Annotated in this window: 24 protein-coding genes and 1 tRNA gene; 11 read left to right on the forward strand and 14 right to left on the reverse strand. The window is 69.5% G+C overall.

Features of this window, described 5'->3' with window-relative positions:
* The first annotated feature begins 34 nt into the window (after nucleotides 1-34).
* Both K1T35_RS34000 and K1T35_RS34005 read left to right on the forward strand, forming a co-directional pair.
* The gene (locus K1T35_RS34000; RefSeq protein WP_220255853.1) at nucleotides 35-979 is read left to right on the forward strand and encodes an aldo/keto reductase; all 945 of its coding nucleotides are present in this window, start codon (nucleotides 35-37) and stop codon (nucleotides 977-979) included.
* A gap of 98 nt (nucleotides 980-1,077) precedes the next feature.
* Nucleotides 1,078-1,317, forward strand: coding sequence for a DUF5703 family protein (locus K1T35_RS34005; protein ID WP_142098195.1), 240 nt, complete (start codon nucleotides 1,078-1,080; stop codon nucleotides 1,315-1,317).
* Between the two features lie 4 nt (nucleotides 1,318-1,321).
* On the opposite strand, the gene K1T35_RS34010 is transcribed toward K1T35_RS34005, so the two are convergent.
* Nucleotides 1,322-2,158, reverse strand: a complete 837-nt coding sequence (locus K1T35_RS34010; RefSeq protein ID WP_370645186.1) for a helix-turn-helix domain-containing protein — start codon at nucleotides 2,156-2,158, stop codon at nucleotides 1,322-1,324.
* A gap of 101 nt (nucleotides 2,159-2,259) precedes the next feature.
* Between K1T35_RS34010 and K1T35_RS34015 the strand changes: the two genes are divergently transcribed.
* A complete protein-coding gene (locus tag K1T35_RS34015) occupies nucleotides 2,260-3,126 on the forward strand; it encodes an aldo/keto reductase family oxidoreductase (protein ID WP_220255855.1) in 867 nt (288 codons plus the stop codon).
* 235 nt (nucleotides 3,127-3,361) lie between these two features.
* Here K1T35_RS34015 and K1T35_RS34020 read toward each other — a convergent pair whose 3' ends face one another.
* Together K1T35_RS34020 and K1T35_RS34025 are read right to left on the reverse strand one after the other, a co-directional pair.
* The gene (locus K1T35_RS34020) at nucleotides 3,362-4,132 is read right to left on the reverse strand and encodes an SDR family oxidoreductase (protein WP_220255856.1); all 771 of its coding nucleotides are present in this window, start codon (nucleotides 4,130-4,132) and stop codon (nucleotides 3,362-3,364) included.
* Nucleotides 4,132-5,448 carry a M20/M25/M40 family metallo-hydrolase gene (locus tag K1T35_RS34025; protein WP_220255857.1) on the reverse strand — a complete coding sequence of 439 codons (1,317 nt, stop codon included), beginning with the start codon at nucleotides 5,446-5,448 and terminating at the stop codon, nucleotides 4,132-4,134. The genes K1T35_RS34020 and K1T35_RS34025 overlap by 1 nt, the downstream gene beginning before the upstream one ends.
* 71 nt (nucleotides 5,449-5,519) lie before the next feature.
* Between K1T35_RS34025 and K1T35_RS34030 the strand changes: the two genes are divergently transcribed.
* Nucleotides 5,520-5,603: transfer RNA gene (locus K1T35_RS34030), tRNA-Leu, on the forward strand.
* A 65-nt stretch (nucleotides 5,604-5,668) separates the two neighbouring features.
* On the opposite strand, the gene K1T35_RS34035 is transcribed toward K1T35_RS34030, so the two are convergent.
* Nucleotides 5,669-6,913, reverse strand: a complete 1,245-nt coding sequence (locus tag K1T35_RS34035; protein WP_255622704.1) for a recombinase family protein — start codon at nucleotides 6,911-6,913, stop codon at nucleotides 5,669-5,671.
* Nucleotides 6,914-7,189: 276 nt separating this feature from the next.
* Here K1T35_RS34035 and K1T35_RS34040 point away from each other — a divergent pair, with 276 nt between their 5' ends.
* Nucleotides 7,190-7,552 carry a type II toxin-antitoxin system RelE/ParE family toxin gene (locus K1T35_RS34040; protein ID WP_220255858.1) on the forward strand — a complete coding sequence of 121 codons (363 nt, stop codon included), beginning with the start codon at nucleotides 7,190-7,192 and terminating at the stop codon, nucleotides 7,550-7,552.
* Nucleotides 7,549-7,866 carry a helix-turn-helix domain-containing protein gene (locus K1T35_RS34045; RefSeq protein ID WP_220255859.1) on the forward strand — a complete coding sequence of 106 codons (318 nt, stop codon included), beginning with the start codon at nucleotides 7,549-7,551 and terminating at the stop codon, nucleotides 7,864-7,866. Before K1T35_RS34040 ends, K1T35_RS34045 begins: the two co-directional genes overlap by 4 nt.
* Nucleotides 7,867-8,034: 168 nt before the next feature.
* Here K1T35_RS34045 and K1T35_RS34050 read toward each other — a convergent pair whose 3' ends face one another.
* Nucleotides 8,035-8,793, reverse strand: a complete 759-nt coding sequence (locus K1T35_RS34050; RefSeq protein WP_220255860.1) for a hypothetical protein — start codon at nucleotides 8,791-8,793, stop codon at nucleotides 8,035-8,037.
* 489 nt (nucleotides 8,794-9,282) lie between these two features.
* Nucleotides 9,283-10,089 (reverse strand): alpha/beta fold hydrolase, encoded by an 807-nt coding sequence (locus K1T35_RS34055; RefSeq protein WP_220255861.1) that lies wholly within the window; start codon nucleotides 10,087-10,089, stop codon nucleotides 9,283-9,285.
* A 166-nt stretch (nucleotides 10,090-10,255) separates the two neighbouring features.
* On the opposite strand from K1T35_RS34055, the gene K1T35_RS34060 reads away from it, so the two are divergent.
* The 3 genes from K1T35_RS34060 (at nucleotide 10,256) to K1T35_RS34070 (ending at nucleotide 12,263) form a co-directional block, all read left to right on the forward strand.
* The gene (locus K1T35_RS34060; RefSeq protein ID WP_220255862.1) at nucleotides 10,256-10,831 is read left to right on the forward strand and encodes a PadR family transcriptional regulator; all 576 of its coding nucleotides are present in this window, start codon (nucleotides 10,256-10,258) and stop codon (nucleotides 10,829-10,831) included.
* Between the two features lie 2 nt (nucleotides 10,832-10,833).
* A complete protein-coding gene (locus tag K1T35_RS34065; RefSeq protein ID WP_255621036.1) occupies nucleotides 10,834-11,244 on the forward strand; it encodes an alcohol dehydrogenase catalytic domain-containing protein in 411 nt (136 codons plus the stop codon).
* 347 nt (nucleotides 11,245-11,591) lie between these two features.
* Nucleotides 11,592-12,263, forward strand: coding sequence for a site-specific integrase (locus K1T35_RS34070; protein WP_220255863.1), 672 nt, complete (start codon nucleotides 11,592-11,594; stop codon nucleotides 12,261-12,263).
* Here the strand turns inward: K1T35_RS34070 and K1T35_RS34075 are convergent, their stop codons facing one another.
* From K1T35_RS34075 to K1T35_RS34085, 3 genes are all read right to left on the reverse strand, one after another.
* A complete protein-coding gene (locus tag K1T35_RS34075; RefSeq protein ID WP_220255864.1) occupies nucleotides 12,264-12,476 on the reverse strand; it encodes a hypothetical protein in 213 nt (70 codons plus the stop codon).
* A 171-nt stretch (nucleotides 12,477-12,647) separates the two neighbouring features.
* Nucleotides 12,648-12,866, reverse strand: coding sequence for a hypothetical protein (locus K1T35_RS34080; RefSeq protein ID WP_220255865.1), 219 nt, complete (start codon nucleotides 12,864-12,866; stop codon nucleotides 12,648-12,650).
* Nucleotides 12,867-13,055: 189 nt separating this feature from the next.
* A complete protein-coding gene (locus K1T35_RS34085; RefSeq protein WP_220255866.1) occupies nucleotides 13,056-14,282 on the reverse strand; it encodes an ROK family transcriptional regulator in 1,227 nt (408 codons plus the stop codon).
* Between the two features lie 103 nt (nucleotides 14,283-14,385).
* Here K1T35_RS34085 and K1T35_RS34090 point away from each other — a divergent pair, with 103 nt between their 5' ends.
* Complete coding sequence (locus K1T35_RS34090; RefSeq protein WP_220255867.1) at nucleotides 14,386-16,011, forward strand: glycoside hydrolase family 3 protein; 1,626 nt, start codon at nucleotides 14,386-14,388, stop codon at nucleotides 16,009-16,011.
* A 256-nt stretch (nucleotides 16,012-16,267) separates the two neighbouring features.
* Here K1T35_RS34090 and K1T35_RS34095 read toward each other — a convergent pair whose 3' ends face one another.
* The 5 genes from K1T35_RS34095 to K1T35_RS34115 all read right to left on the reverse strand — a co-directional run bounded on the left by K1T35_RS34095 (nucleotide 16,268) and on the right by K1T35_RS34115 (nucleotide 20,486).
* Nucleotides 16,268-17,161: a cyclase family protein gene (locus K1T35_RS34095; RefSeq protein ID WP_220255868.1), complete on the reverse strand. Its 894-nt coding sequence runs from the start codon at nucleotides 17,159-17,161 to the stop codon at nucleotides 16,268-16,270.
* Nucleotides 17,161-18,210 carry a substrate-binding domain-containing protein gene (locus K1T35_RS34100; RefSeq protein WP_220255869.1) on the reverse strand — a complete coding sequence of 350 codons (1,050 nt, stop codon included), beginning with the start codon at nucleotides 18,208-18,210 and terminating at the stop codon, nucleotides 17,161-17,163. The genes K1T35_RS34095 and K1T35_RS34100 overlap by 1 nt, the downstream gene beginning before the upstream one ends.
* Before the next feature lie 3 nt (nucleotides 18,211-18,213).
* Nucleotides 18,214-19,158 (reverse strand): ABC transporter permease, encoded by a 945-nt coding sequence (locus K1T35_RS34105; RefSeq protein WP_220255870.1) that lies wholly within the window; start codon nucleotides 19,156-19,158, stop codon nucleotides 18,214-18,216.
* A 131-nt stretch (nucleotides 19,159-19,289) separates the two neighbouring features.
* The gene (locus tag K1T35_RS34110) at nucleotides 19,290-20,066 is read right to left on the reverse strand and encodes an ATP-binding cassette domain-containing protein (protein ID WP_220255871.1); all 777 of its coding nucleotides are present in this window, start codon (nucleotides 20,064-20,066) and stop codon (nucleotides 19,290-19,292) included.
* Nucleotides 20,067-20,291: 225 nt separating this feature from the next.
* Nucleotides 20,292-20,486 carry a hypothetical protein gene (locus tag K1T35_RS34115; protein WP_220255872.1) on the reverse strand — a complete coding sequence of 65 codons (195 nt, stop codon included), beginning with the start codon at nucleotides 20,484-20,486 and terminating at the stop codon, nucleotides 20,292-20,294.
* Between the two features lie 567 nt (nucleotides 20,487-21,053).
* Between K1T35_RS34115 and K1T35_RS34120 the strand changes: the two genes are divergently transcribed.
* Nucleotides 21,054-22,451 carry an aldehyde dehydrogenase family protein gene (locus tag K1T35_RS34120; RefSeq protein ID WP_220255873.1) on the forward strand — a complete coding sequence of 466 codons (1,398 nt, stop codon included), beginning with the start codon at nucleotides 21,054-21,056 and terminating at the stop codon, nucleotides 22,449-22,451.
* Nucleotides 22,452-22,511 lie beyond the last annotated feature (60 nt).

Consider the following 22,511-nt stretch of genomic DNA (forward strand, 5'->3'; position numbering starts at 1 on the left):
AGGCCCCCGACCCCGCCCCACATAGGCTTCCCCCGTGCGGCGGCGACGGGTCGGAGGCAGTGGGCTGGAGGTCTCACACATCGGGCTCGGCACGATGACCTGGGGCACCGCCACCGACGTCGACGTCGCCACCGCCCAGCTCACGGCGTTCGTCGACGCGGGCGGCACCCTCGTCGAGACGTCCGAGAGCTACGGTCACGGCGCGTCCCAGGAGGTGCTCGGCGCGGCGCTCGCCACGGCCGTGCGCAGGGAGGACGTCGTCCTCGCCGGGCGCGGTGGACTGCCGGGGGGCCCGCTCGGCGACGGCGCGGCACGCGGAACCCTGCTCGACGGCCTCGACGCGATGCTGGAGCGGCTCGGCACCGACCACGTCGACCTGTGGCAGCTGCCCTTCTTCGACGCGAGGGTCCCGGTCGAGGAGACCCTGTCGGCCGTCCAGGTGGCGGTGTACTCGGGCAAGGCCCGCTACGCCGGCCTGGTCGGGCCCGCTGGCTGGCAGCTCGCGACCGTCGCGGAGCGGGGCCGGATGCTCGGCGGCGTCGCGGTGCCGGTGTCGGCGCAGGCCGAGTACTCACTGCTGTGCCGCGGCCCGGAGCGCGAGCTGCTGCCCGCGGCACTCCACCACGGCATCGGGCTGCTCGCATGGGCGCCGCTCGGCCGGGGCGTGCTCACCGGCAAGTACGTCGACGGCACCCCCGCCGACTCCCGCGGCGCCTCCCCCGACCTCGCCCCGTACGTGGAGGTCCGCCGCACCGAGCGCTCGACCCGCATCGTCCACGCCGTGCTCACCGCCGCGGACGGGCTGGGCACCTCGCCGTTGTCCGTCGCGCTGGCGTGGGCACGCGACCAGCCGGGCGTCGCATCCGTGGTCGTCGGCGCCCGGGACGCGGCCCAGCTCACCGCCTCGATGGCCGCCGACACGCTGGTCCTGCCCGCCGAGATCCGCGCCGCTCTCGACGACGTGAGCGACCCCCGCTGACGGTGGCACGCTCGCGCGGGCGCGCCTATGGTGTGGGGCATTCCACCCCGCGTTCACGTGGACGTCAGGTGGCGGCGAGGTGCTAGGGAGGTGAGCCGGTGGCGCGGAGCGGCCCGACCGGCACGGTCGAGGGGGATTCTGTCGACGGGGACTGGGAGTACCGCCCGGTCCAGCTTCCGGGGGATGTGTCCCGGATGACCGCGGCGGTACGGCTGGCGATCCAGGCCGAGTTCGGCGGCTGGGAGCTGTCCCGCGTCCGGCTCTACCCGGGCGGGGTCCGGAAGGTGGTGCTGCGCCGACGGCGCAGTTCGAGAATGCTCCCCGAGCTCTCCGTCTGATCCCTCACCCGCGCGACGACATGCGCGGCGGCTCCGTGGCGAGGGATCCGAGCAACGCGAGCGACCTGGCGCTCTCCGAGCCCGGCTCCGCGTGGTAGATCACCAGGAGCTGGCCGTCCGAGTCGGCGATCGGGAGCTTCTCGAGGCGCAGTTCCAGTGTCCCGACGTCCGGATGGCGCATCGTCAGGAGCTTGCCCACGAGCGGCTTGACATCGTGCCGTGCCCACAGCTGCCGGAACAGCTCGCTGCCGAGTGACAGCTCGCCCACCAGCCGCGCGAGCCGCGGGTCATCGACCTCGGCGCCGAGCGAGCTACGGAACGCGGCGACCATGCCGCCGATCATCCGCTCCCAGTCGGGGAGCTGATCTCGCTCGTCCTCGTCGAGGAACATCGATCGCAGCCGGTTCTCCCCCGGCCGGATCCGCGGTGAGAGGGCGGTCGCCAGCCGGTTCGCGGCGAGCACGTCGAACATCCGGCTCTCGACGAACGCCGGCAGGCCGATCACGTCGACCAGCTGGCGAATCCCCGCAGGCACGACCTCGCGGCGCGGCCGCCGCTGCCTCGGCCGGGCGGTCGTGAGGCTCAGCAGGTACTGGGTGGCGGTCGCGTCGAGCCCGAACACGCGCGCCAGCGCCTCGAGCACCTGAGGCGACGGGTTCCGGTCGCGTCCCTGCTCGAGCCGCAGGTAGTAGTCGGCGCTGATGCCGGCGAGCGTCGCGACCTCCTCGCGGCGCAGGCCGGGCGTCCGCCGCACCCCCGCCACGGTCAGCCCGACGTCCGCGGGGTCGACGAGCTCGCGCCGCGCACGCAGGTACTCGCCCAGGGCGTTCGGCCTGGTCACCAACCCATCGTAGGCACGGTGGCCACGTCCGTCGCTGGTCCTCCCACTCCCAGGATGATCCGGGCCTCCCTGTTCGGCGGGCAGCGACGACACTGGATGTCATGGCACTCCACGATCTCCCCGGCGGCCGCTACCGCGCCGCCGACATCGAGCTCACCCGCGTCGGCTACGGCGCGATGCAGCTCGCGGGCCCCGGCGTCTTCGGGCCGCCGAAGGACCACGACGCGGCGATCGCCGTGCTGCGCGAGGCCATCGAGCTGGGCATCAACCACATCGACACGGCCGACTTCTACGGCCCGCACGTCACCAACGAGCTCATCCGCGAGGCGCTCGCCCCGTACCCCGACGACCTGCACATCGTCACGAAGGTCGGCGCCCGCCGCGACGAGCAGGGCGGCTGGCCGCACGCCCGCACGCCCGCCGAGCTGCGCGAGCAGGTCCACGACAACCTGCGGCGCCTCGGACTCGACGCGCTGGATGTCGTGAACCTGCGCGTCGGCGGCCTCCAGGCGCCGGAGCCTGGCTCCATCGCGCAGCAGTTCGAGGCGCTCGCCGAGCTGCGGCAGCAGGGACTCATCCGCCACCTCGGCCTCAGCACGGTCTCCGCCGAGCAGCTGGCCGAGGCCCAGACGATCGCGCCCGTCGTCTGCGTGCAGAACCTCTACAACATCGCGCGCCGCGAGGACGACGCCCTCGTGGATCTCACGGCGAGGCAGGGCATCGCGTACGTGCCGTACTTCCCCCTCGGCGGCTTCTCCCCGCTGCAGTCGGACGCCCTCGAGTCCGTCGCGAAGCGGCTCGAGGCGACCCCGATGACGGTCGCGCTCGCCTGGCTGCTGCAGCGGGCGCCGAACATGCTGCTGATCCCCGGCACGTCCTCGCCTGCGCACCTGCGCGAGAACGTGGCAGGCGCAGGCCTCGAGCTCCCGGCCGACGCGGTGGCGGAGCTGGACGCGATCGGCGGCTGAACACCGGGCGGGCGCCCGACCAGGCCGCGCGGTCCGCGGCTCCGACGGCGGACGCACGCCTTCTCTCCGTTGACGCACCCCGTCGACGAGGGGCCTGGGCGGAAACGGGGGTGCGTCAGCAGCAACGGGGTGCGGGAGCGTTCGGCCAGCGACACACCGGTTGTAGGCCGGCGCACCTCGCCTCGGCTCGCGCGCCCCGTCGACGAGGAGCGTGGACCGAATCAGGGTGCGTGGGTCAATGGTCGGCCCAGGTCACAGCCGGCGGCCGCGGCGCACCGGCCGGACCCGGGACACCCCGGAACCCGTACGGCGCCGGCTCCCGGCCGGGCTGCACGAACCAGCACTCCCCTGGTTGGCCGCGGTCGAGCACGGCCTCGATCGCGTCCGCCACGTCCTCGGCCGTGAGCAGCGGGAAGTCGCCGAACTGCGGCCTGGCGCGCGCGATCAGCGGGGTGTCGGCGAAGCCGGGGCACACGGCGTTGACCCGAATCCCGTCGGCTACGAGCACCGGCGCCGCCGCCCGCACGTACCCGACGACGGCGTGCTTGGTCATCGTGTAGAGCGCGTCGCCCGGCATCGGCACGAGCCCGGCGAGGGATGCGGTGGCGACCACGTGTCCACCGCCCGCACGGCGCAGCGCGGGCACAGCGGCGGCGAGCCCGAACACGACGTGGTCCATGTTCACGCCGACGATCCGCCGGTAGCGGGCCAGGTCGAGGTCCTCCACCCCGGACTGTCCTGCCGTGACCCCGGCGTTCAACAGCACGACGTCCAGCCGGCCGAACGTGTCCTCGGCAGCGGCGACGTGCGCCGCCATCCGCTCCGGCTCCGCGACGTCGCCGGACAGCGCGATGCCGCCGACCTCGCCTGCCAGCTCCTCAGCAGCCGCCGAGTCCCGGTCGGCGACCGCGACCCGCGCTCCCGCCGCCGCGAGCCGCCGCACCGCAGCGGCCCCGATCCCCGACGCGCCCCCCGTGACCAGGGCGCCCTTGCCCGCGAGGTCCATCAGCAGGTCCGCAGGAACCGGTCGAGCACCCGCGTGCCGAACTGCAGCGCGTCCACCGGAACCCGCTCGTCGATGCCGTGGAAGAGGGACGCGAAGTCGAGGTCCGGCGGCAGCCGCAGCGGGGCGAACCCGTAGCACCGCATGCCCAGGTCGGCGAACGACTTGGCGTCCGTGCCGCCGGAGAGCATGTAAGGCACGGTCTTCGCGCCCGGGTCCTCCTCCCGCAGCGCGGCCGCCATCGCGTCGGTCAGCGCGCCCTCGAACGGCGTCTCGACGGCGGGCAGGTGCTGCACCCACTCGCGCGTGACGTCGGGGCCGAGCAACTCGTCGACCTCCTTCAGGAACGCCTCCTCCCGCCCGGGCAGCATGCGGCAGTCGACAACCGCCTCAGCCGTGGACGGGATCACGTTCGCCTTGTAGCCGGCCGACAACATCGTCGGGTTCGCGGTGTCGCGGATCGTCGCCCCGACCAGCCGCGAGAGCGGCCCGAGCTTCGCGATGGCCCCTTCGAGGTCGTCCTCGGGGAACTCCAGCCCGGTCAGCTGGGACATCTGCTCGAGGAACGCGCGGACGGTGTCGGTGATCACCAGCGGGAAGGTGTGGTTCCCGAGCCGCGCGACCGCCTCGGCGACGTGCGTCACGGCGTTGTCGTCGTGCAGGAACGACCCGTGCCCCGGCTTGCCCCTTGCCCGCAGCCGCATCCACGCGATGCCCTTCTCGGCCGCCTCGATGAGGTAGACGCGCTGGTCCTCGCCGAGCGTGAGCGAGAACCCGCCCACCTCACCCACGGCCTCTGTGCACCCCTCGAACAGGTCGGGCCGGTGCTCGACGAGCCACTGCGCCCCGTACGACCCGCCCGCCTCCTCGTCGGCGACGAACGCGAACACGATGTCCCGCGGCGGCACCACCCCGTCCCGCTTGAACCGGCGCGCGACGGCCAGCGTCATACCGACCATGTCCTTCATGTCGACCGCGCCCCGGCCCCACACGTAGCCGTCCTGCACCGCCCCGGAGAACGGGTGCACCGACCACTCCGTCGGATCGGCCGGCACCACGTCCAGGTGCCCGTGCACGAGCAACGCGCCCCGCGACGGATCGGCCCCGGCCAACCGGCAGAACACGTTGGTCCGCCCCGGCGCCCCCGACTCGAGCACCTCCACCTCGTACCCGACCTCGGTGAGCTTGCCCGCCACGTACTCGGCGGCCTCGCGCTCCCCGGTCGTCGTATCGAGATCACCGGTGTTCGTCGTGTCGATGCGGATGAGCTCCGACGTCAGCTCGACGACCTCGTCCTCGGCTGCTCCTTGCCTGGTCACGCGGATCTTCCTACCACTCTGAGGACCGGTCGCGGGGGTGTGGATGGTGTGGGCTATCCTGCTCCCAGCAAGTCCGAGTGGCGGAATGGCAGACGCGCTAGCTTGAGGTGCTAGTCCCCGAGTAGGGGGTGGGGGTTCAAGTCCCCCCTCGGACACAGGATTACCCCACGACGAACCAGGCCCGGGTCCGCCGTGGGCGCGTCACGGCGGACCGGGTGGCTCATCCGGTTGCGAACTCCCAGGCCGTCCCATCATGGACGATCACCATGGCCGCAGCCTTGAGCCAGGCGACGATCGCAGCGACCCGGCTCCGAACGTCACCATCGTCAACGTCGTGTCCGCCCAGCTCCGACTCGAACTCGACGAGCTGGCTCAACAGGACGTCGTCACGCACGTAGACACTCTTCGGCCGCGCTGACGACCGCGGGCGGGCACTGCTGTACCCGTGACGGCAGCGATATCCGGCGCGGCCGTGCACCCAGTGAGAGTCCATGCGCCGCCCACACAGCCAACACTCCAGCAACCCGGCCAACAGGTAGCGGCGGACGCCGCCGTCCTTGGTCGGACGGGCCGCTCGCACTTGCTGCGCGGCCACGAACTCCGCCTCGCTCACCAGCGCCGGGTGCGCAAGCGCCCTCGAGATCACCCACTCCCCCGCCGGATTCAACCGACGAGTCACCGCCCGATCGGAATGCTCGGTGCGCTGACGATTCCACACCTGCCTGCCCGTATACCGCGGATTCGCCAGGATCACCGCGACCGTCCGCAACGTCCACACCCCACCGCTACGGTGCCGATTCCGGTCCGGATCGACATCTGACGGGCACAGCACGCCGCGTTCGTTCAGCTCCCGGGCAATGCCCGCCACACTCCGCCCGGCGACGCGCTGCTCGAACATCCACCGCACGTGCGGCGCGGTCACCGGATCGGGATCCAGCCGCTGACACCGACGCCCCCAACCAGCATGTGCTCGATTCGGATGCGGACCGGCATCCACCAGCCGATACCCGTACGGCGGCCGACCACCCAAGTAGCGGCCCTGCTCCCGCGCCTGCGCTTCCATCGCAGCCAGCACCCGATGGCGCGACCGCAACACCTCCCGCTGCGACTGTGCCCCGAGAACCGACACCAACGCCCTGTGCTCCGGGCTCCCGATGTCCACGGGCCCACCCGCCTCCGGCAGCCAAATCTGGACACCATGTCGGCGGAACATCAACGCCAGGCGCGTGAGCTGCTCGCCGTAGAACGCCCGCTCATACTCGCCCACCACGACGGCGTCGAATCCGCGATCCGTCGCCGACAGCGCCGCCAGCAACGCCCCAGCCTGAGGTCGGCGCACCCACGGCACCCTCCTCGAACACCCCACATCGAAGTACTCCGCAACAATCACGCCCAGGCCGGCGATGACGCTCTCCGCGACCTCACGCTGCCACGCCCTCGAGGTAGACCGGTCCTGATACTCCACAGTCGACGTACGGCCATAGAACGCAAACCTCAACCCGTCTCGGCCCGGGCCGCCCCACCCGTTCCCCTCCCGACCAACAGACTTGCTGTTCGGGCGCCGCGCCCACCTGTCCAAGAGATCGTGCTGATCCAGCTCACTCGTCGTGTCCATGCGTTCGATCAGAGCGTCCACAGCGGGACCGATCATGAAGCCGGGGACCGCAACAGGACATCCGGGCGATGGCCCGCCTCGCACGGACGCTTCCCACCCAGGTTTAGCGATCGGTATACTACGGTCGTGGCGCCCGGGCAGTGGCAGGTCTACGTCGTCAACGAGGTACGCGACTGGATCGACTCGCTCGACGCCACCACACACACCAGGGTCGTGCAGGCCATCGACACCCTGGCCGACGTCGGTCCCGGCCTCGGTCGGCCGCTGGTCGACACGATCCACGGATCGTCGATCGCCAACCTCAAGGAACTGCGGCCAGGAACGGTGCGGATCCTGTTCGCCTTCGACCCGTGGCGCGACAGCATCCTGCTGGTCGCCGGCGACAAGGCCGGCCGCTGGACGCAGTGGTACCGCGAAGCGATCCCGCTGGCCGAACAACGCTATGAGCGCTACCTCAAGGAGCGGACACAGGAGGAGGAACAGCGATGACCAGCCACGTCGCCTGGAACGACATCCGCGCCGAGCACATCGCCCGCGCGGGCGGGGAAGCCGCGGTCGAGGCCGGCAAGCGCGAACTGCTCGCCGAGGTCGTCGGGCACCGCCTCGCCGAGATCCGCCGCGCCCGGGGCCTCACTCAGCAGCAGGTCGCCGACCGCATGGGCGTCAGCAAGGGCCGCGTGTCACAGATCGAACGCGGCAAGATCTCCGGACAAGACGTCCTCGCCCGCTACGCCACCGCCCTGGGCGGCCGACTCCACCAAGCCATCTACTTCGACGACGGAGACATCACCGCAATCGCCTGACCATCGCGAGCCGCCGAACGGGTTGATCTTTCAACCTTGTTACCAGCAACGATCGACAGGCCCTCCAGGACAGTATTCGGGCGTTCTTCCGCCTCGTCAGGTCACCCCGGCGGGTTCAGCAAGTGCCTGCGACCGGACGGCGAGGGACGCGCGCGGGCGATCCGGCCCTCACACGCCCCGGCGTCGTCGGTACTCGTCCGTGTCGCGGCCCAGCGCGACGGCGTGGGCGAGGCGCAGCGTGGTGGCCAGCCACAGCAGGATGTCATGCAGCCGGAGCCGCGTCGGCTCGGCGTCTCCGGTCAGGACCCTGAGCACCCGTTCGAGCTCGGCGAACACCTCGGCGTTCGCGCGCAACTCCCGCCGCACCACCGCTTCCACCCCGCTGTCGCCCTCCTCGAGGTGCGGCATCAGCGCGCGGCGGGTGGTCCGTGTCAGGTGCGGCACGAGGTGGGGACGTTCGTGGTGCAGGATCGCGCTGAGGTACGCGGGGTGCCCCCCGCTCCCGAGCCCGATCTCGCGCAGCGCCGCACCCACGGTGCCCGGCTCACCCAGCACCGACAGCTCGACGTCGGGCAGCTCCCACAGCGCCCGAGAAGCGGCTCGTTCGGCCGCTGCGTCCGCGAGCGGCCGGACCCGACCCAGTGCCTCGCGCACGTCGTGCCAGGCCTCGCGATCGAGCCGGCCGTGGAGCGCTTCACCGATGATCGTGTCGCAGTGGGAGGCTCTGGGCGGCCGCGTGTCGAACCGACTCCAACCGAAGGCCGGCAGCATCACCCAGCTGCCGCGCGATGCGCCCAGCGAGCGGAAGTACAACGGACGCATGCCGCGCATGTACCCGAGCAGCGCGGCAACGACGGCGTCGAACGGCATCGGGTCAGGACCGGCGCTCAACAGCCGCAGCACTGACGTCTCGCTACTGGAAGCCACTCGATCAGTTTCCATCGGCGAGATCATCCGCTGCCACCTGCCAGGCCGGTACCAATGTCCTGCTGCGCGCCCACGTCCGGGGCGTTCACTCGGTGATCCACCCCGAGGTAGCGGAACGGCGACGACAACTAAAGTTGCAGGTCAGCGGCGTGGCTTAGGGTGGGACTATGGTTCGAGTCCCTCGGACACAGTGTTACCCATGACGACGACCGGCGAACGCCGCCCAGGTCGGGAGCGTTCACTCGGTCACTGCGATCATCCAGTCCGACCTTCCACAGATGACCACCTTCGACTCCTCCGTAGTCGAGCAACGACCTCCGCAACCACGCCCGGCTCCACGACGCCGTCGGATCGATCAGCTGGCTCCGGTAGTCGCTCCAGGCTCGAACTCGCCCGGGACCTCCTACCCGGTAGACGTGGCCGGTCGGCCCCCGGTCGTGATCGTCGGGCCCGGGCACCCGTTTGCGAGAGCAGGGCTGTCAACTCCGGTCAGTCACGCAGGCCGCCGGCGAAGGCGGTGATGGCGTCGGCGAGGGCGTGGGGGCCGGTGAGGAAGGCGTCGTGGGCTTCGCCGGGGATCTCGACAAGGCGGGAGTCGGGCAGGGTCTGGTGCAGGCGGCGGGAGACGTCCGTCAGCCAGCGGGGGCTGAGTTCGCCGATCACGAGGAGGGTCGGGATGTCGAGGGCGGCGAAGCGGGTGAGATTATCGCCGAAGCTGTCCATCGCGCGCATCTCGCGGGCCCACGTCGGGGTCATGGACGCGCGGATGGCCCAGAACGGGGTTTGGCGGAACTCCTCGATGGCCTCGTCGGGGAACTTCAGGAAATTCCGCAGCCCAAGGGTGAGGGCCTGGTCGAGGTCGCCTGCCTGGACGGCCTCCTCGAAGGGGGCGAGGGCGTCGCCGCCGACGGGGCCGCCCAGCGGGATCGGGGGCTCGTAGAGGATGAACGCCGCCGGGGGCTGGTGCAGGGCGCGGGCGAGGGTGACCAGTCCGCCGTAGGAGTGGCCGAGCAGGATCGCGTCAGGGCCGGCGAGGTCGAGGACTGCGGCGATGTCGTCGGCCTCCCGCTGGATGGTGTGCTCGCTGTTGTCGCCGCTGGCTCCCCGGCCGCGGCGGTCGATCGCGTGGGTGGTGAAGTGTGGGGCCAGCAGGTCGGCGAGGATCTGCCAGTCCTGGGCGGCGTTGAGGGCGCCCGGGGAGACGACCAGAGGACGGCCCTGGCCTGTGACCGTGACGGCGATCTTCGTGCCGTCGCTGGAGGTCACGTAGGTCTGGCGGGGGGTAGCGGCAGTCATGATCTTCTTCCTTATGTGGCGCTCCCCCGGGGGAGGCTGATCCAGGCAGGACGCAGCGCGAGCGGGCCCACCCGGGGTGGCCTTGCAGGCGGTACAGAGGGGGCCTCCGAACTCACCATAACATCGAAACGATGTGCACATCGTTTCGATGTGAGATCCTGGGATCATGCTTGACCTCGCGATACTCGGCTTCCTCGCCGAGGGCTCCCTGCCCGGTCACGAGCTGCGCCGCCGCATCACGCACCTGACCGGCTACAGCCGTCCGGTCAGCGACGGCACCCTCTACCCGGCGATCAACCGGCTGACGAAGGCCGGGCTCATCGAACGGCGCCCCGCACCCGAGGCGGGCGGCGGCCGGTACGTGCTGAACCTGACCGCAGCAGGACGCGAGGACATGCTGCGGCGGCTGAGGGAACCGGCCGAACACGAAATCACCGACTTCTCCCGCTGGTTCACGATCCTGACGTTCCTCTCGCTGCTGCCCGACAGCGCCGAGCAGCACGCCGTGCTGCGCCGCCGCCTGGACTTCCTGGAGGCTCCTGCGAGCTTCTTCTACGACGGCGACACACCGTTGCGCGCCGAGCAGGTCGCCGACCCTTACCGGCGCGGAATGCTGCTCACCGCCCGCGCCACCAGCCGCGCAGAACGCGCCTGGCTCCGCGAGGTCCTGGACGGCGACGGCATCCGAGCGGCGGACGAACAGCCCCACCCCCAGACCCACACCCGTGATCGGAAGGACTGAACATGCTTGCGTCCTGGTACGAGCAGCAGGGCCCGGCCGCCGAAGTGCTCCAGCTTGGTGAGCTGCCCGACCCCACCCCTGGTCCCGGTGAGGTCCGTGTCCGCGTCACCGTCTCCGGCGCCAACCCCGGCGACACCAAGAAGCGGCGCGGCTGGACCGGCTCGGCCATGCCCTATCCGCGGGTGGTCCCGCACAGCGACGCCGCCGGCATCATCGACGCCGTCGGCGACGATGTCGACGCGCGCCGCGTCGGGCAGCGCGTGTGGGTGTACGGCGCGCAGTCCTACCGCCCCTTCGGTACCGCCGCTCAGTACACCGCCGTCCCCGGCGACCTCGCCGTCCCACTGCCCGACCACCTGTCCGACGACCTCGGCGCGAGCCTGGGCATCCCCGGCATCGACATCCCCCGGTAGAGAAACTCCGGCGGGACTCCTCATCCCATCCATCGCCCGTAATGCCGCCAAGGGCCTGCTCGCGCTGCCGCCCGCGGCATCGATCGACACCCTCCTCGGCTAAGCGCACGCCTGTCCAGCCGTGCTGAGCCGGGACCGGCTGGAGGAGATCGTTAAGCAGGTCGGAGAACTCTCCGGGTCCTGACCAGCTCGGAAGCCGCGCGACCCCGCCCCAGCACCACGCACAGTGATCGAAGTGGCGGGGAGCGGGCCAGACCACCGCATCGCCGACAGGCCGCGGCGCCTCCCGCGGTCGTTGTCGTGGACTGCCTATCTTCGGCCGCTGTCTACGACGGGCGGAGGCCCAGGTGCGGGTGCAGCGGGTGGTCTCGCCGGACGAAGAGGCGGAGTCCTGGACGGTGCTCGGCGAGGATTTGGCACCGGTGGAGCCGGTGGAGCTGTTCCTGGCGCACCTGAGTGATCAGGGGCGGTCGCCGAACACGGTGAAGGCCTACGCGCATGACCTGAAGGACTACTTCGCTTACCTGAACGGCCGGGGCGCGCACTGGCGGCGGCTGCGTTTCGATGAGCTGGCCGGGTTCAAGCCGCGGCTGCGGTTGTCGCCGGGGCAGCGCCGCGGCGGGGTGGCAGCGCTGCCGTCGGCGACGCCGTTCTGCACGGCGAGCACGGTCAACCGCAAGATCGCGGCGATCACGAGCTTCTACGAGTTCCACGCCCGGCACGGGGTGCAGGTCGCCGCCCTGATCCGGGAGGCGTCGCGGCCGTTGACGATGAGCCGGTCGTCGTTCCGGCCGTTCCTGGTGCACACCCGCCGGGACCCGCCGCGGCGCAGCGGGTTGACCGTGCGGCGTCCGCAGCGCCGGCCGCAGGTGCTGTCGGACGACGAGGTGGAGGCGTTGTTCGCCGGGTGCACCCGGCTGCGGGAACGACAGCCGGGGTCGCCGAGCACCGACAGACGGGCTCCGCGCGGAACAAACGTCCCAGCCGGCCCTCCCTGCTGGAGCGCCTCACCCCGGTGACTACCCGACGGCGCCCTTGACCAACGCGACAACCTTCTCGAGTGGAGCGTCCGCCTCGATCACCGTGCCATCAGGCTTGATCAGATCGAAGCGAGTGCGGGTGAGCTTGGAGTACTCGACTACCCAACTCCCGTCGATCTTCACATAGCGATCACTGTAGTGCCCGTAACCGTGCACCCCGAGAGTCCCACCGAAGATCAGCACGTCGTCCATCGTCCACAGGGCTTCAGCGCTCGTCGCAGACGTGAGATGGACACGCCCGTCGTATCCCTTGTGATGCGTTTGGGCTGCACGGACGGGTCACAGCGGCACCGAGCCGCAGCCCCGCGAACTCGTTGGTGATGGATGTCGGACAGCAGGATGGTCGCGCGGTGTCGTCGTCCATCAGCTCCTCCGCCTCGGCCGGCGCGCCCGGCGCCCGCAGCCGAACCGGTGTGCGAGCTCGTCCATCGTCACCGAGGTGAACCCCTCCGCCAGGACGATGGCGCCCGCATGGCCGAGCAGCTCCTCGAGGCGGCCGCTGTCGACGACGCGCCTGCGGGTGACGATTGGAGGCGGAGACGTGCCGCGAGTCCTCCCCACCGCCCCGGCAGGAGTCGTCACCGTGAACCATGGCGCGAGCACCTACCTCGAGCTCCCGGTGCTCGACTCCTAACGGCGCGGCCGCCGCGCCGCGTTCTTCACTCGGCCAGCAGATCGGGCTGGTGGGGTCGGGATCTCGGCATCTGCCAGATCTTGGTGCGGGTGGAAGCATTCGAGTTCCTCGACCGGCTCGGGCCAGAGGCGCCCCAGTCATCGCGGCGGGCGACACCATGTGGGGATGTCGGCCAGATACGCGCCATCGGCGGCGATGGCATGACACAAACCACCGACAAGGCAGAGGTCGGGTCGATTGAGGCCCGCCCTGACCTCCAGCGACGACCCTGCGGGACGCAATGTGTGGGCGTCGACGGACTGTTTGAGCGGTCGCATGAACAGGTCCCCGGCCTCCAGCAGCCGCCCCCCGACGACGAAGCAGGACATACCCATGAGAGCAACCACGTTCGCAATGGCCAAGCCGATGTATTCGCCGGCTTCGGACAGCAGCCTGGCGCACAACCCGTCGCCTGCGCGGGCGCGCGCCAGGATGTCGCCGATCGATCTGACCTCGTTGTCGAGCGAGCGGGCCTGAATGACGAGCATGCGTGCGGAGGCCAAGGCGTGCAGGCATCCGCGGTTCCCGCAGTCGCACAGTGGCCCGTTGCGATCGACGACCATGTGCCCGATCTCGCCGGCCATGCCGTTCCTACCCCGCTGGATCTTGCCCTGCATCGTGATACCCGCGCTGACACCGGGCGAAGTCTTGATGTAGAGGAAGTCCCGCACCCCACGGGCCACCCCCCATGTCCCTTCGGCGAGTGCTCTGAGGTTGGCGTCGTTGTCGATGGTCACCTGCCGCCCCAACGCCTCGGACAACGTCGCAGCCACGGGCACGTCGCGCCAACCGCGGAATGTCACGGACGGCGACATCTGCCCGGACTGGGCGTCGACGGCGCTACGGACGCCGACCACCGCGTGCGCATTGCCGGCGAGGCCTGCTTGTTGCTGAATCCGATCGACCATGAGGCGAATGGCCTCGACGTCACCCTCGAATCCCTGATGCTCCAGGTCCAGAGCCGAGTCAAATCGCCTTCTCCGATCGAAGTCGAACAGCGCCACGTAGGCAGATTCGGGGCTGATCTCCAACGTCAGGTACTGGCCACTCGGCGGCGCGAGACGCAGGCGGGTCTCACGGTGGTCAGTCGACTCCGTCACCTGTACCTGTCCGCGGGTGAGCAGGCCTCGTGTGATGTTGTTGATCGAGGCAGCGGACAGACCGGTCTGCCGCGCCAGGTCAGCCTGCGACGCATCACCGAGGGTTCGCAACGCCTCCAAGACGCGCTGCTCGTTCGCCCGGCGCAGGGCCGGCTGGCTCCCCGTCCCTTGTGCACACATCACGATCCCTTCATCGCCACGCAACCGCCACCACACGACCGCCACGTTTCTTCATTTATTGAAGTTTCACTTGCCCGGACGAGCCCCTGATCTTAGCGTGCCAACCATCACTTGAACCAGTTGCTAATCCGCACATCGGGGACGGATCGTGACCATCCAGTTACTGTCGAATTCCGCCATCCAGTGGGCTGAAGACACCTTGGACAGCCTCACCGTGGACGAGCTCATCGGCCAGGTGATGTGCGTCTACCTCGAAGCAGCGACCGCCGTCCAGTGGTGGGACCGCCTGGCCGGCATGGGACTCAAGCCGGGCTCGACCATGCTCGTAGCCCGCACGGCCGCCCAGGCACGTCAGGACGTGGCCTACCTGAGCCGCGCCAGCGAGGTGCCCATGATGGTTGCCGGAAACCTCGAGGCGGGCCTGCACAACTTCATCACCGATGCCCGCGCCATGGCCACGCCGATGCAGATCGCCGCCGCACCGCGGCGCGACGAGTTGGCCGGGCAGTTCGCCACCGAGCTGGCAGCGCAGGCTCATGACATCGGCATCAACTGGGCCTTCGCACCAGTCATCGATCTTGCGCTGAATCCACGGAACCCCATCACCGGAACGAGGGCGGCGTCGTCGGACCCCGCCATCGTCCGCGACGTCGCCGGCATCATCGTCGAGACTCTCGAGGCATCGGGTATTGCCACCAGCATCAAGCATTTCCCCGGGGACGGTCTCGACGACAGGGACCAGCACCTCTGCACCACGACGAACCCCCTCGGATGGGCCGAGTGGGACCGCCTGTTCGGCAGAACATACGAGGCCATGATCAAGCGCGGCGCGCGCACCGCGATGGCGAGCCACATCCGCCTCCCGAACGTGGCCTCCAGCCTCGGCGCCACTGACCCCGATCTACCGGCAAGCCTGTCGCCGTGGTTGATCCGCGATGTGCTCCGCGACCGCCTCGGGTTCGACGGCCTCATCACCACCGACAGCACCTCCATGGCGGGCTTCACATCCGCAATGCCGCGAAGCCAGGCGCTACCCGCCGCCCTGAACGCCGGCTGCGACGTGATCCTCGGGAACATCGATGTCGCCGAGGACTTCAACCACCTGCGCAACGCGGTACGCGATGGCGTACTGACCGAAGAACGACTCAGGGAGGCCGCCCGCCGCGTGTTGCTGCTCAAAGCTTCGCTCGGGTCTGGACTGCAACGGCGGCTTCCCATTGCCGAGCCAGCTGCCAACCGGTGGCTACGCGAGTTGGCAGACCAATCAGTAACCCTGATCAAGGGTGACCCGGCCGATCCGGCGCTCGATGCGCGATCCGACCGCCGAATTCTGCTCTATGTCCTTGGTGACGAGCCCAGCAGCATGGAACCGTCACACGGGTTGGCTGATCAGTTCGCAACCGAACTGACGGCCCGTGGCGCCGAGGTCACCGTGCAACACATTCCTCAACCACTGCAGGGCATCGCGGCGGAACGGGAACGCCAGCTCGAACACGACGTCTGCATCTACTTCGCCAACATGAAATGGCCGGAGCGTTCCAACAACGTCGCGCCCGTCTGGTCCCATTTCAAAGGATCAGACGCGCCTCGCCACGCCGAGGTGCGCTACATCCTGGTGTCCGTGTCCGACCCGTTTCTCCTCCGGGAACTGCCCGCGGTTCACACCGCAATCAACGGGTACACCCCGACGAGGGAGGTCGTCGAAGCATGTGTCGCGAAGCTGTATGGCGAGTCTGCGTTCTTCGGCACCAGCCCAGTCGCTGACGCCCAATAGCGCGCCAGGTGCATCATGCGGAACACGCTCATCGGCCCGGCGACGGCCCGGACCCCGCCTCTCCCCGAGGCCCGAGCCGTCGACTCCGGATCCGCGAAGGAAGACTGCTCACGTTGAACAGCTTTCGCAGATCACGCACATCCAACACGCAGCGATCTCGATGTCGCCACGCTCGGTGCTCCCGGAGCGTTGCCGCGGAGAGCGGCCACGTCCCGTCGGCCCTCTGTCGATCATCGGTGTCCTGCAGGTCGGAGGGCTAGAACAGGGCCAGCGGGTTGATCGGCGAGCTCGTCGCACCGTGTAGCGGAAGGGCTGCAAGCACGGCGAGGAACACTCGGCGGCCGTGTCGGGCTGACGTACCGGCTAGCGCCTCGAGATCGGCGAGATCCACCAGCCGCACACCCATGCGGGTCAATGTCGCGACATGCCAGGGAGTCGCGACGTCCTGCACCTGGTCGGCGTCGCAGTCGAGGCCGTGGTCGGTGACGACCACAGCTATCCCGCTGTCGTGCAACCACTCGGCGCAGCCGATGTGGAGGCCGGCGGTGAACGGTTCTTCACGCGGCCGCGGTCCCGCGCGGACGAACAAGACGTCTCCACGATCGATGTGGATGCGTTCGCGCTGCAGGTACGCGAGGACCTCCTCGACGCGGACGGGGGCCGACGGGTCGGTCGTGCGTGGCATCGACATCAAGTCCAGCAGGACGCCACGCGCGACGATTCCGTCTGCGGCGCTGGCCACCGAGTGCCGGGAGGTACCGTCCGGCCCCACCACGCTTGCCGGCGCCCCGCCATAGCCGGTGGCGTCGAAGAAGAAGTGCCCGAGCGCATCCAGGTGCGTCATCGAGTTCCGTCCATGCAGATCGATGGACAAGTGCTCGTTGACTGCCAGCCACGCGCCTGCCTGCTCGGTCCGGACACTCAGCTGCGTCGACCCGGGTCGGCCCGGCCGGTCGTTGTGCCAGGCGGCCGCACAGCTGACGACCTCGCCCACGCGGACCGTGGCGAGTGCCGCCAGGCGCTGGTCCGGTCCGATGAAGCGGAGCGCGCCCAGCTCGTCGTCCAATCCCCAGGTGTCGCTGCGGTCAACCCGCCGGAGCAGGCGACGGAACTCCTCGATCGGCAGACGTTCCCCGACAGGCGCCGCCATCAACAGTCCACTCGGTAGATGTAGTCGGCATTCGCCGGGTCGTCGACGTTCTGGGCAGTCAACAGGCGCTGCGGAATTCCGATCACCTCCTCGCCGGACGGTACCGGGCGGCCGCTCGGGTTCCCCTTGATGTAGGCGACCAGCGTGCTGACCGACTCGGCGCCGATCTTCTGCGGTGCCTGCGCGATCAGTGCCGTGATCGTGCCTGCCTTGAGCGCCACGATCTCCGCGGGAACGGCGTCGAACGCGATCACCTTCACTTGCCCGGCCTTGCCTGCCTGCTGAACGGCGGCGGCCGCGGCCTGGCCGTCCGGGCCGTTCGATGCGATGACGAGCCGGAGATCGGGGTGCGCGATGAGCAGGGACGCGACCGTGCTCGTGGATTTGTTGATATCGAATCCGCTGTACTCGGTCGGCAGGGCCGTGAGGCCGGGTTTCGCCTTGGTCACCGCTTCGACGAACGGCTTGTAGCGGATCTCCAGCGGCTCGACTCCGGGGGCACCGCCGAGAACGACCATGCTGCCGGACTCGGCGTCGATCAGGCTAAGCGCCTCCGGCAGGTATGGTGCGGTGTCCGGGGAGCTCAGCACAAGCTTGTACTGGGACGGCGGAGTGGACGCCGAGGCGGTCACGATCGGGACACCCTGCTGCATGAGGGATTGGTACTGCGCGACGAACTGGTTGGCGTTGAACGGTTCGACGAAGATCCCGTTGGGCTTGGCAAGCTGGGCGGACTGGAAGTTCGCGGCGAACTGGTTGGTGTCGAGGCTCGCCGAGGTGTAGGTCTTGAGCTCGACACCCAGCCGCTGCGCCTCGGCCCGCGCACCACATCCGATCGAGCTGAAGAACGGGTCACTGGTATTGCCGTACACACCCGCGATGACGATGCCGGCGCCGGACGGGTTACCCGGACTTGCAGACGTGTCACCGACCGTTCCGCAGGCGGCCACGCTCAGGGCGAGGCCCGCGGCACATCCCGCGGTCACGAAGCGCTGCAGTGCGAACATCATGTCCTCCTTCGACGGATCGCCGGCGACGAGCCGGTCCACAGATCAGCGGGTTGCGCGGCGCACTGCACTGAGCCGGTCGAGACCGACCGCGAGGATCAGGACGGCACCGACGGCGATGAGCTGGTACGCGGACGAAACGCCGATGATCACCAGCCCGCCCTGAAGGATCACCGCCAGCGCGGCACCCCAGACCGTGCCGAGTACCGAGATCCGCCCGCCTTCCAGTTGCGTACCGCCGATGACAGCTGCCGTGACGGCCCCGAGAGCATCGTTGGCGTGGCCGGCGATCGCCGTCGATCCGAATCGGGCCAAGTCGACCAGACCGGCCAACCCGGCCAGGCCCCCCACCAGGGTCACCAGGACGAGCAAGCGGAGCGGAACCCGCAGACCCACGCGCTCCGCAGCGGTCCGAGAGGACCCGATCGCCTGTGTACGCAGGCCGAATCGGGTGAAGCGGACGACGAGGCCGAGGATCACGGCGAGAATCACGGCGACGAGCGCAGGCGCTGGGATCGCGGCGATGGTGCGCAGCCCGAAGTTGGACTGCAGGGCGCTCGGGAGCCCGGCGATGTCGGAGCCGCCAGTCAGCACCAGTGCCAGACCGCTGCCGACACCCAGCGTGCCGAGCGTGGCGATCAGCGAGTTGATCCCGAAATAGGCGATCAGGACTCCGTTGATCAAGCCGAAAACGGTGCCCGTCAGCAGGCAGGCCAACACGCCGAGGACGATCCCCGCGCCGAGATTCGGGAATCGGCCGGCAGCATCCGGCGTGCCGGCGACGACGCGCATCACCATGGCGCCGGCCACGGAGGACAGCACCAGGTTCGCGCCGAGGGACAGATCGAAGACACCCGCGCCGAGCAACAGCGCCAGCCCGAGCCCGAGCAGCAGCGCCTGCGTACCGCTGAGCAACAGCGACTGCGCATTGGCCACCGAGGCGAAGACCCCGTTGTCGGACAGCGCTGTGAACAGGACCACGAGGAGCACGTCGAGGCCGAAGATCCAGGCCGCCCGGGTGGATGACCAGCGGACCAGGAGTGGCGGCACCGGCAGCGCGCGCTGATCCCCCGACGGAGCCGCAGCGGCAGGGGTCGTGGAGCGGAGGAGATCGCCGGCCATCAGCTCGCCTCCGCGCGGTAGCCGACCATCGTTGCGACGACGTCTGGCACGGTCAGGTCGGACGCGTCGGCTTCGAGGGCGGTCTCACCGCGCCACAGGATGCTGACCCGGTCGGCGACCGCGAGGACGCGCGGCAGATCGTGCGATACGACGAGAACACCGAGTCCTCTGGCGGCGACCGTGCGCATCAGTTCGCAGACCACCTCGGACTGCCTCGCCCCGAGCGCGGCCGTCGGCTCGTCCATGAGTACGGCGGTGCGCGACCACATCACGGCGCGCGCGACAGCGACCGCCTGCCGCTGCCCTCCGGACAGGTCCCGCACCGGAACCGTCAGAGAAGGAAGGACGATCGACAGTTCCCGCAACGCGGCGTCGGCCCGCTCCACCATGCCCATGCGGGACAACACGCCGAACGCGGCACACGGCCCTGACCGGATCACCTCGTGGCCCAGGAACATGTTGTCGACGACGGACAGGTCCGGCGCGAGCGCTAAGTCCTGGTAGACCGTGTCTACCCCTCGGCGCTGCGCGTCGCGGACCGAGCCCAGCACCACCGGCCGGTCGCCGATGACGATCTGACCTTCGTCCGGGACGTGCACCCCTTGCAGGGTCCGCAACAACGTCGACTTTCCCGCCCCGTTGTCACCGAACAGCGCGACGACTTCTCCTCCTCGGACGGACACAGACGCATCGCGGAGCGCCTCGACGTGCCCGAAACGCTTGCGCACGTGCTGCGCTGCGATCGCGGTTGTTCCGGTGCGTTCCGGGACGTGCATGGAGCTCCCCTAGCTAGTGTGTGGGCCGGCGGCGCCGACGGCTCCGGTAGTCATCTGCAGGGGACCACCGCCGGAGCCGACGTATGGGTAATGGCACCTATCAGCGATGTCACGAGATGACGGCTTCGGAAGCCGGCGGCCTCTTCAAAGTTCACAACGTGAACATTCGTAGCCTGAAAGCTGCCAGGAATGTAGTTCAGGCCGGCGGGCCGCGGACAGAGAGCTTCAAGTCTTGAAGCTGTTGGGTTTCGCGCCCAGCGCGCCGACCAGCATCCCCGCGAGCGCGTAATTGCCGATCGTGCCCACCTGAGCTGGGCCCATGTCCCACCCCGGTTCGGCCAGCAGGCGCGGGACCGCCGAGCCATAGACGATCAGGTCGTAGCCGTCGAAGACGATCGTCAGGAAGCACAGCGCGACCACGACGAGTCCAGACCGGGCAGCTGGGCTTGTCGGCTGTGACACGAGCACCACGCTCCTCGTTGCGACGCACACGTCGCCGTCATAGCGAGTGGAACAACAACGTGCAACATAGACGGAACGACCGTCCAAACTATGAAGCTATTTTTGCCGGTGTCCGAGCTAGCCCGCTTCCTCATCCGGCATCGCGGCCGAACGCGTCAGCGCATCGACGCGCGCCTCGGCCGGCCCGCGCAGGAGGCTTTGAGCCTCGAGAAACACCTCGTGGGCGCGGCGGCCGTTCCACCCCTCGGCATCCGACCCGCCGCACCCGACGCGGACGACCCGGGCTGATGAGCGACATCGCCGCTTCCGACTGGACCATTCAGGCGACGGTCGTCGGTGCGTTGACACATACATGGATCCCTACCATGATGCTCGCACGGCCGCTCGCGCGACGCTTGTCAGCTGTTTGTTGCGGGCGGTGTCCCGGCGCTGAGTCGGACACCGTCATTCAACTTCTCCGGAGAGGACCACGCGGTCATGTCTCACCCAGCTGTCCCCCACGTCGGCCACCTAATCGACGGGGAGATGACCGCGTCCGACGTGCGCGACGTCCACGACCCGGGCCGCCTCGACGAGGTCGTGGCGAAGGTCGCCGTCGGCACCGCCGCGGACGTCGACCACGCCGTCCGGGCCGGCCACGCGGCCTTCCCCGGCTGGCGCGACACCCCTGCCACCGAGCGCGTCCGGCTGCTCCTTGCCGCGGCGGAGGTGGTCGCCGGCAGCGGCGAGGAGCTGGCCCCGCAGCTGGTGCGAGAGCACGGCGGCGTGCTCTGGGAGGCGCAGACGGACTTCGGGCTCGGCACCGGGGTGCTGCAGCACACCGCGAGCCTGGTCGAGGAGTTCCTCCGCCCGGTTCAGTTCGACGACGAACAGAGCTTCATCAGCGTCGAGAAGGTGCCGCGCGGGGTCGCGGCCGCGATCGTGCCGTGGAACATGCCGGTGGTGTTGACGATGATGAAGCTGGCCCCCGCGCTGGCGACCGGCAACACCGTCGTCCTCAAGCCCTCACCGTTCGCGCCCGCGGCGCTGACCCTGTTGCTGCAGCGCGTGGCCGAACTCCTGCCCCCCGGGGTGCTCAACGTCGTGCACGGCGAGGGGGACGTCGGTGCGGCCCTGTGCACCCACCCGCTCGTCCGCAAGGTCGGCTTCACCGGCGGCACAGCGACCGCCCAAAAGGTCGTCGAGGCCACCGCGCCCACCATCACGAACGTCACCCTCGAGCTCGGCGGCAACGACCCGGCCATAGTGCTCGACGACGCCGACATCGACGCCACACTCGACCGGATGCTCAAAGGCGTCTACACCCGCACCGGCCAGATCTGCTTCGCCGTCAAGCGGATATACGTGCCGCGAGCGATGTACACCCGGTTCACGGACGCGTTCTGCGAACGAGTGGACCAGTACGCCGTCGGCCACGGCCTGGATCCGGAGGCGAGCTTCGGCCCACTCAACAACGAGGCGCAGTACAAGAAGGTCCTCGACCTCCTCGACCGGACCCGGAACTCTTCGGCCACCCTGGTCGAGCTCGGCCGCAAGCTCGACCCCTCGTCCTGGGACAACGGCTACTACGTCCTGCCGCACGTCGTCCGGAACGTCGAGCACACCGCGCCGGTCTCCTGCGAGGAGCAGTTCGGTCCGGTCATCCCGCTGATCGCCTACGACACCGAGGACCAGGTCCTCACCTGGGCCAACGACAGCGATTACGGCCTCGGCTCCTCGGTGTGGACCTCCGATCCCGACCGCGGCCTTGCCTTCGCCCGGAGGGTCGAGGCGGGCAGCACCTTCATCAACACCCACTCGTTCGAGTCGCTCGACCTGCGCATGCCCTTCGGAGGCATCAAGCAGAGCGGTATCGGCCGGGAGTTCGGCGAGGCCGGCCTGTCCGCGTACGCCGAGGAGCACTCGATCCGCCGGCTGAAGTAGCCAGTGGACGAGGGGCAATCGGCTCCCACAACCCGGTCTCCTGGTCGACGACCACACACG

The sequence above is a fragment of the Pseudonocardia sp. DSM 110487 genome (genome assembly GCF_019468565.1).
Taxonomy (GTDB): Bacteria; Actinomycetota; Actinomycetes; order Mycobacteriales; family Pseudonocardiaceae; genus Pseudonocardia.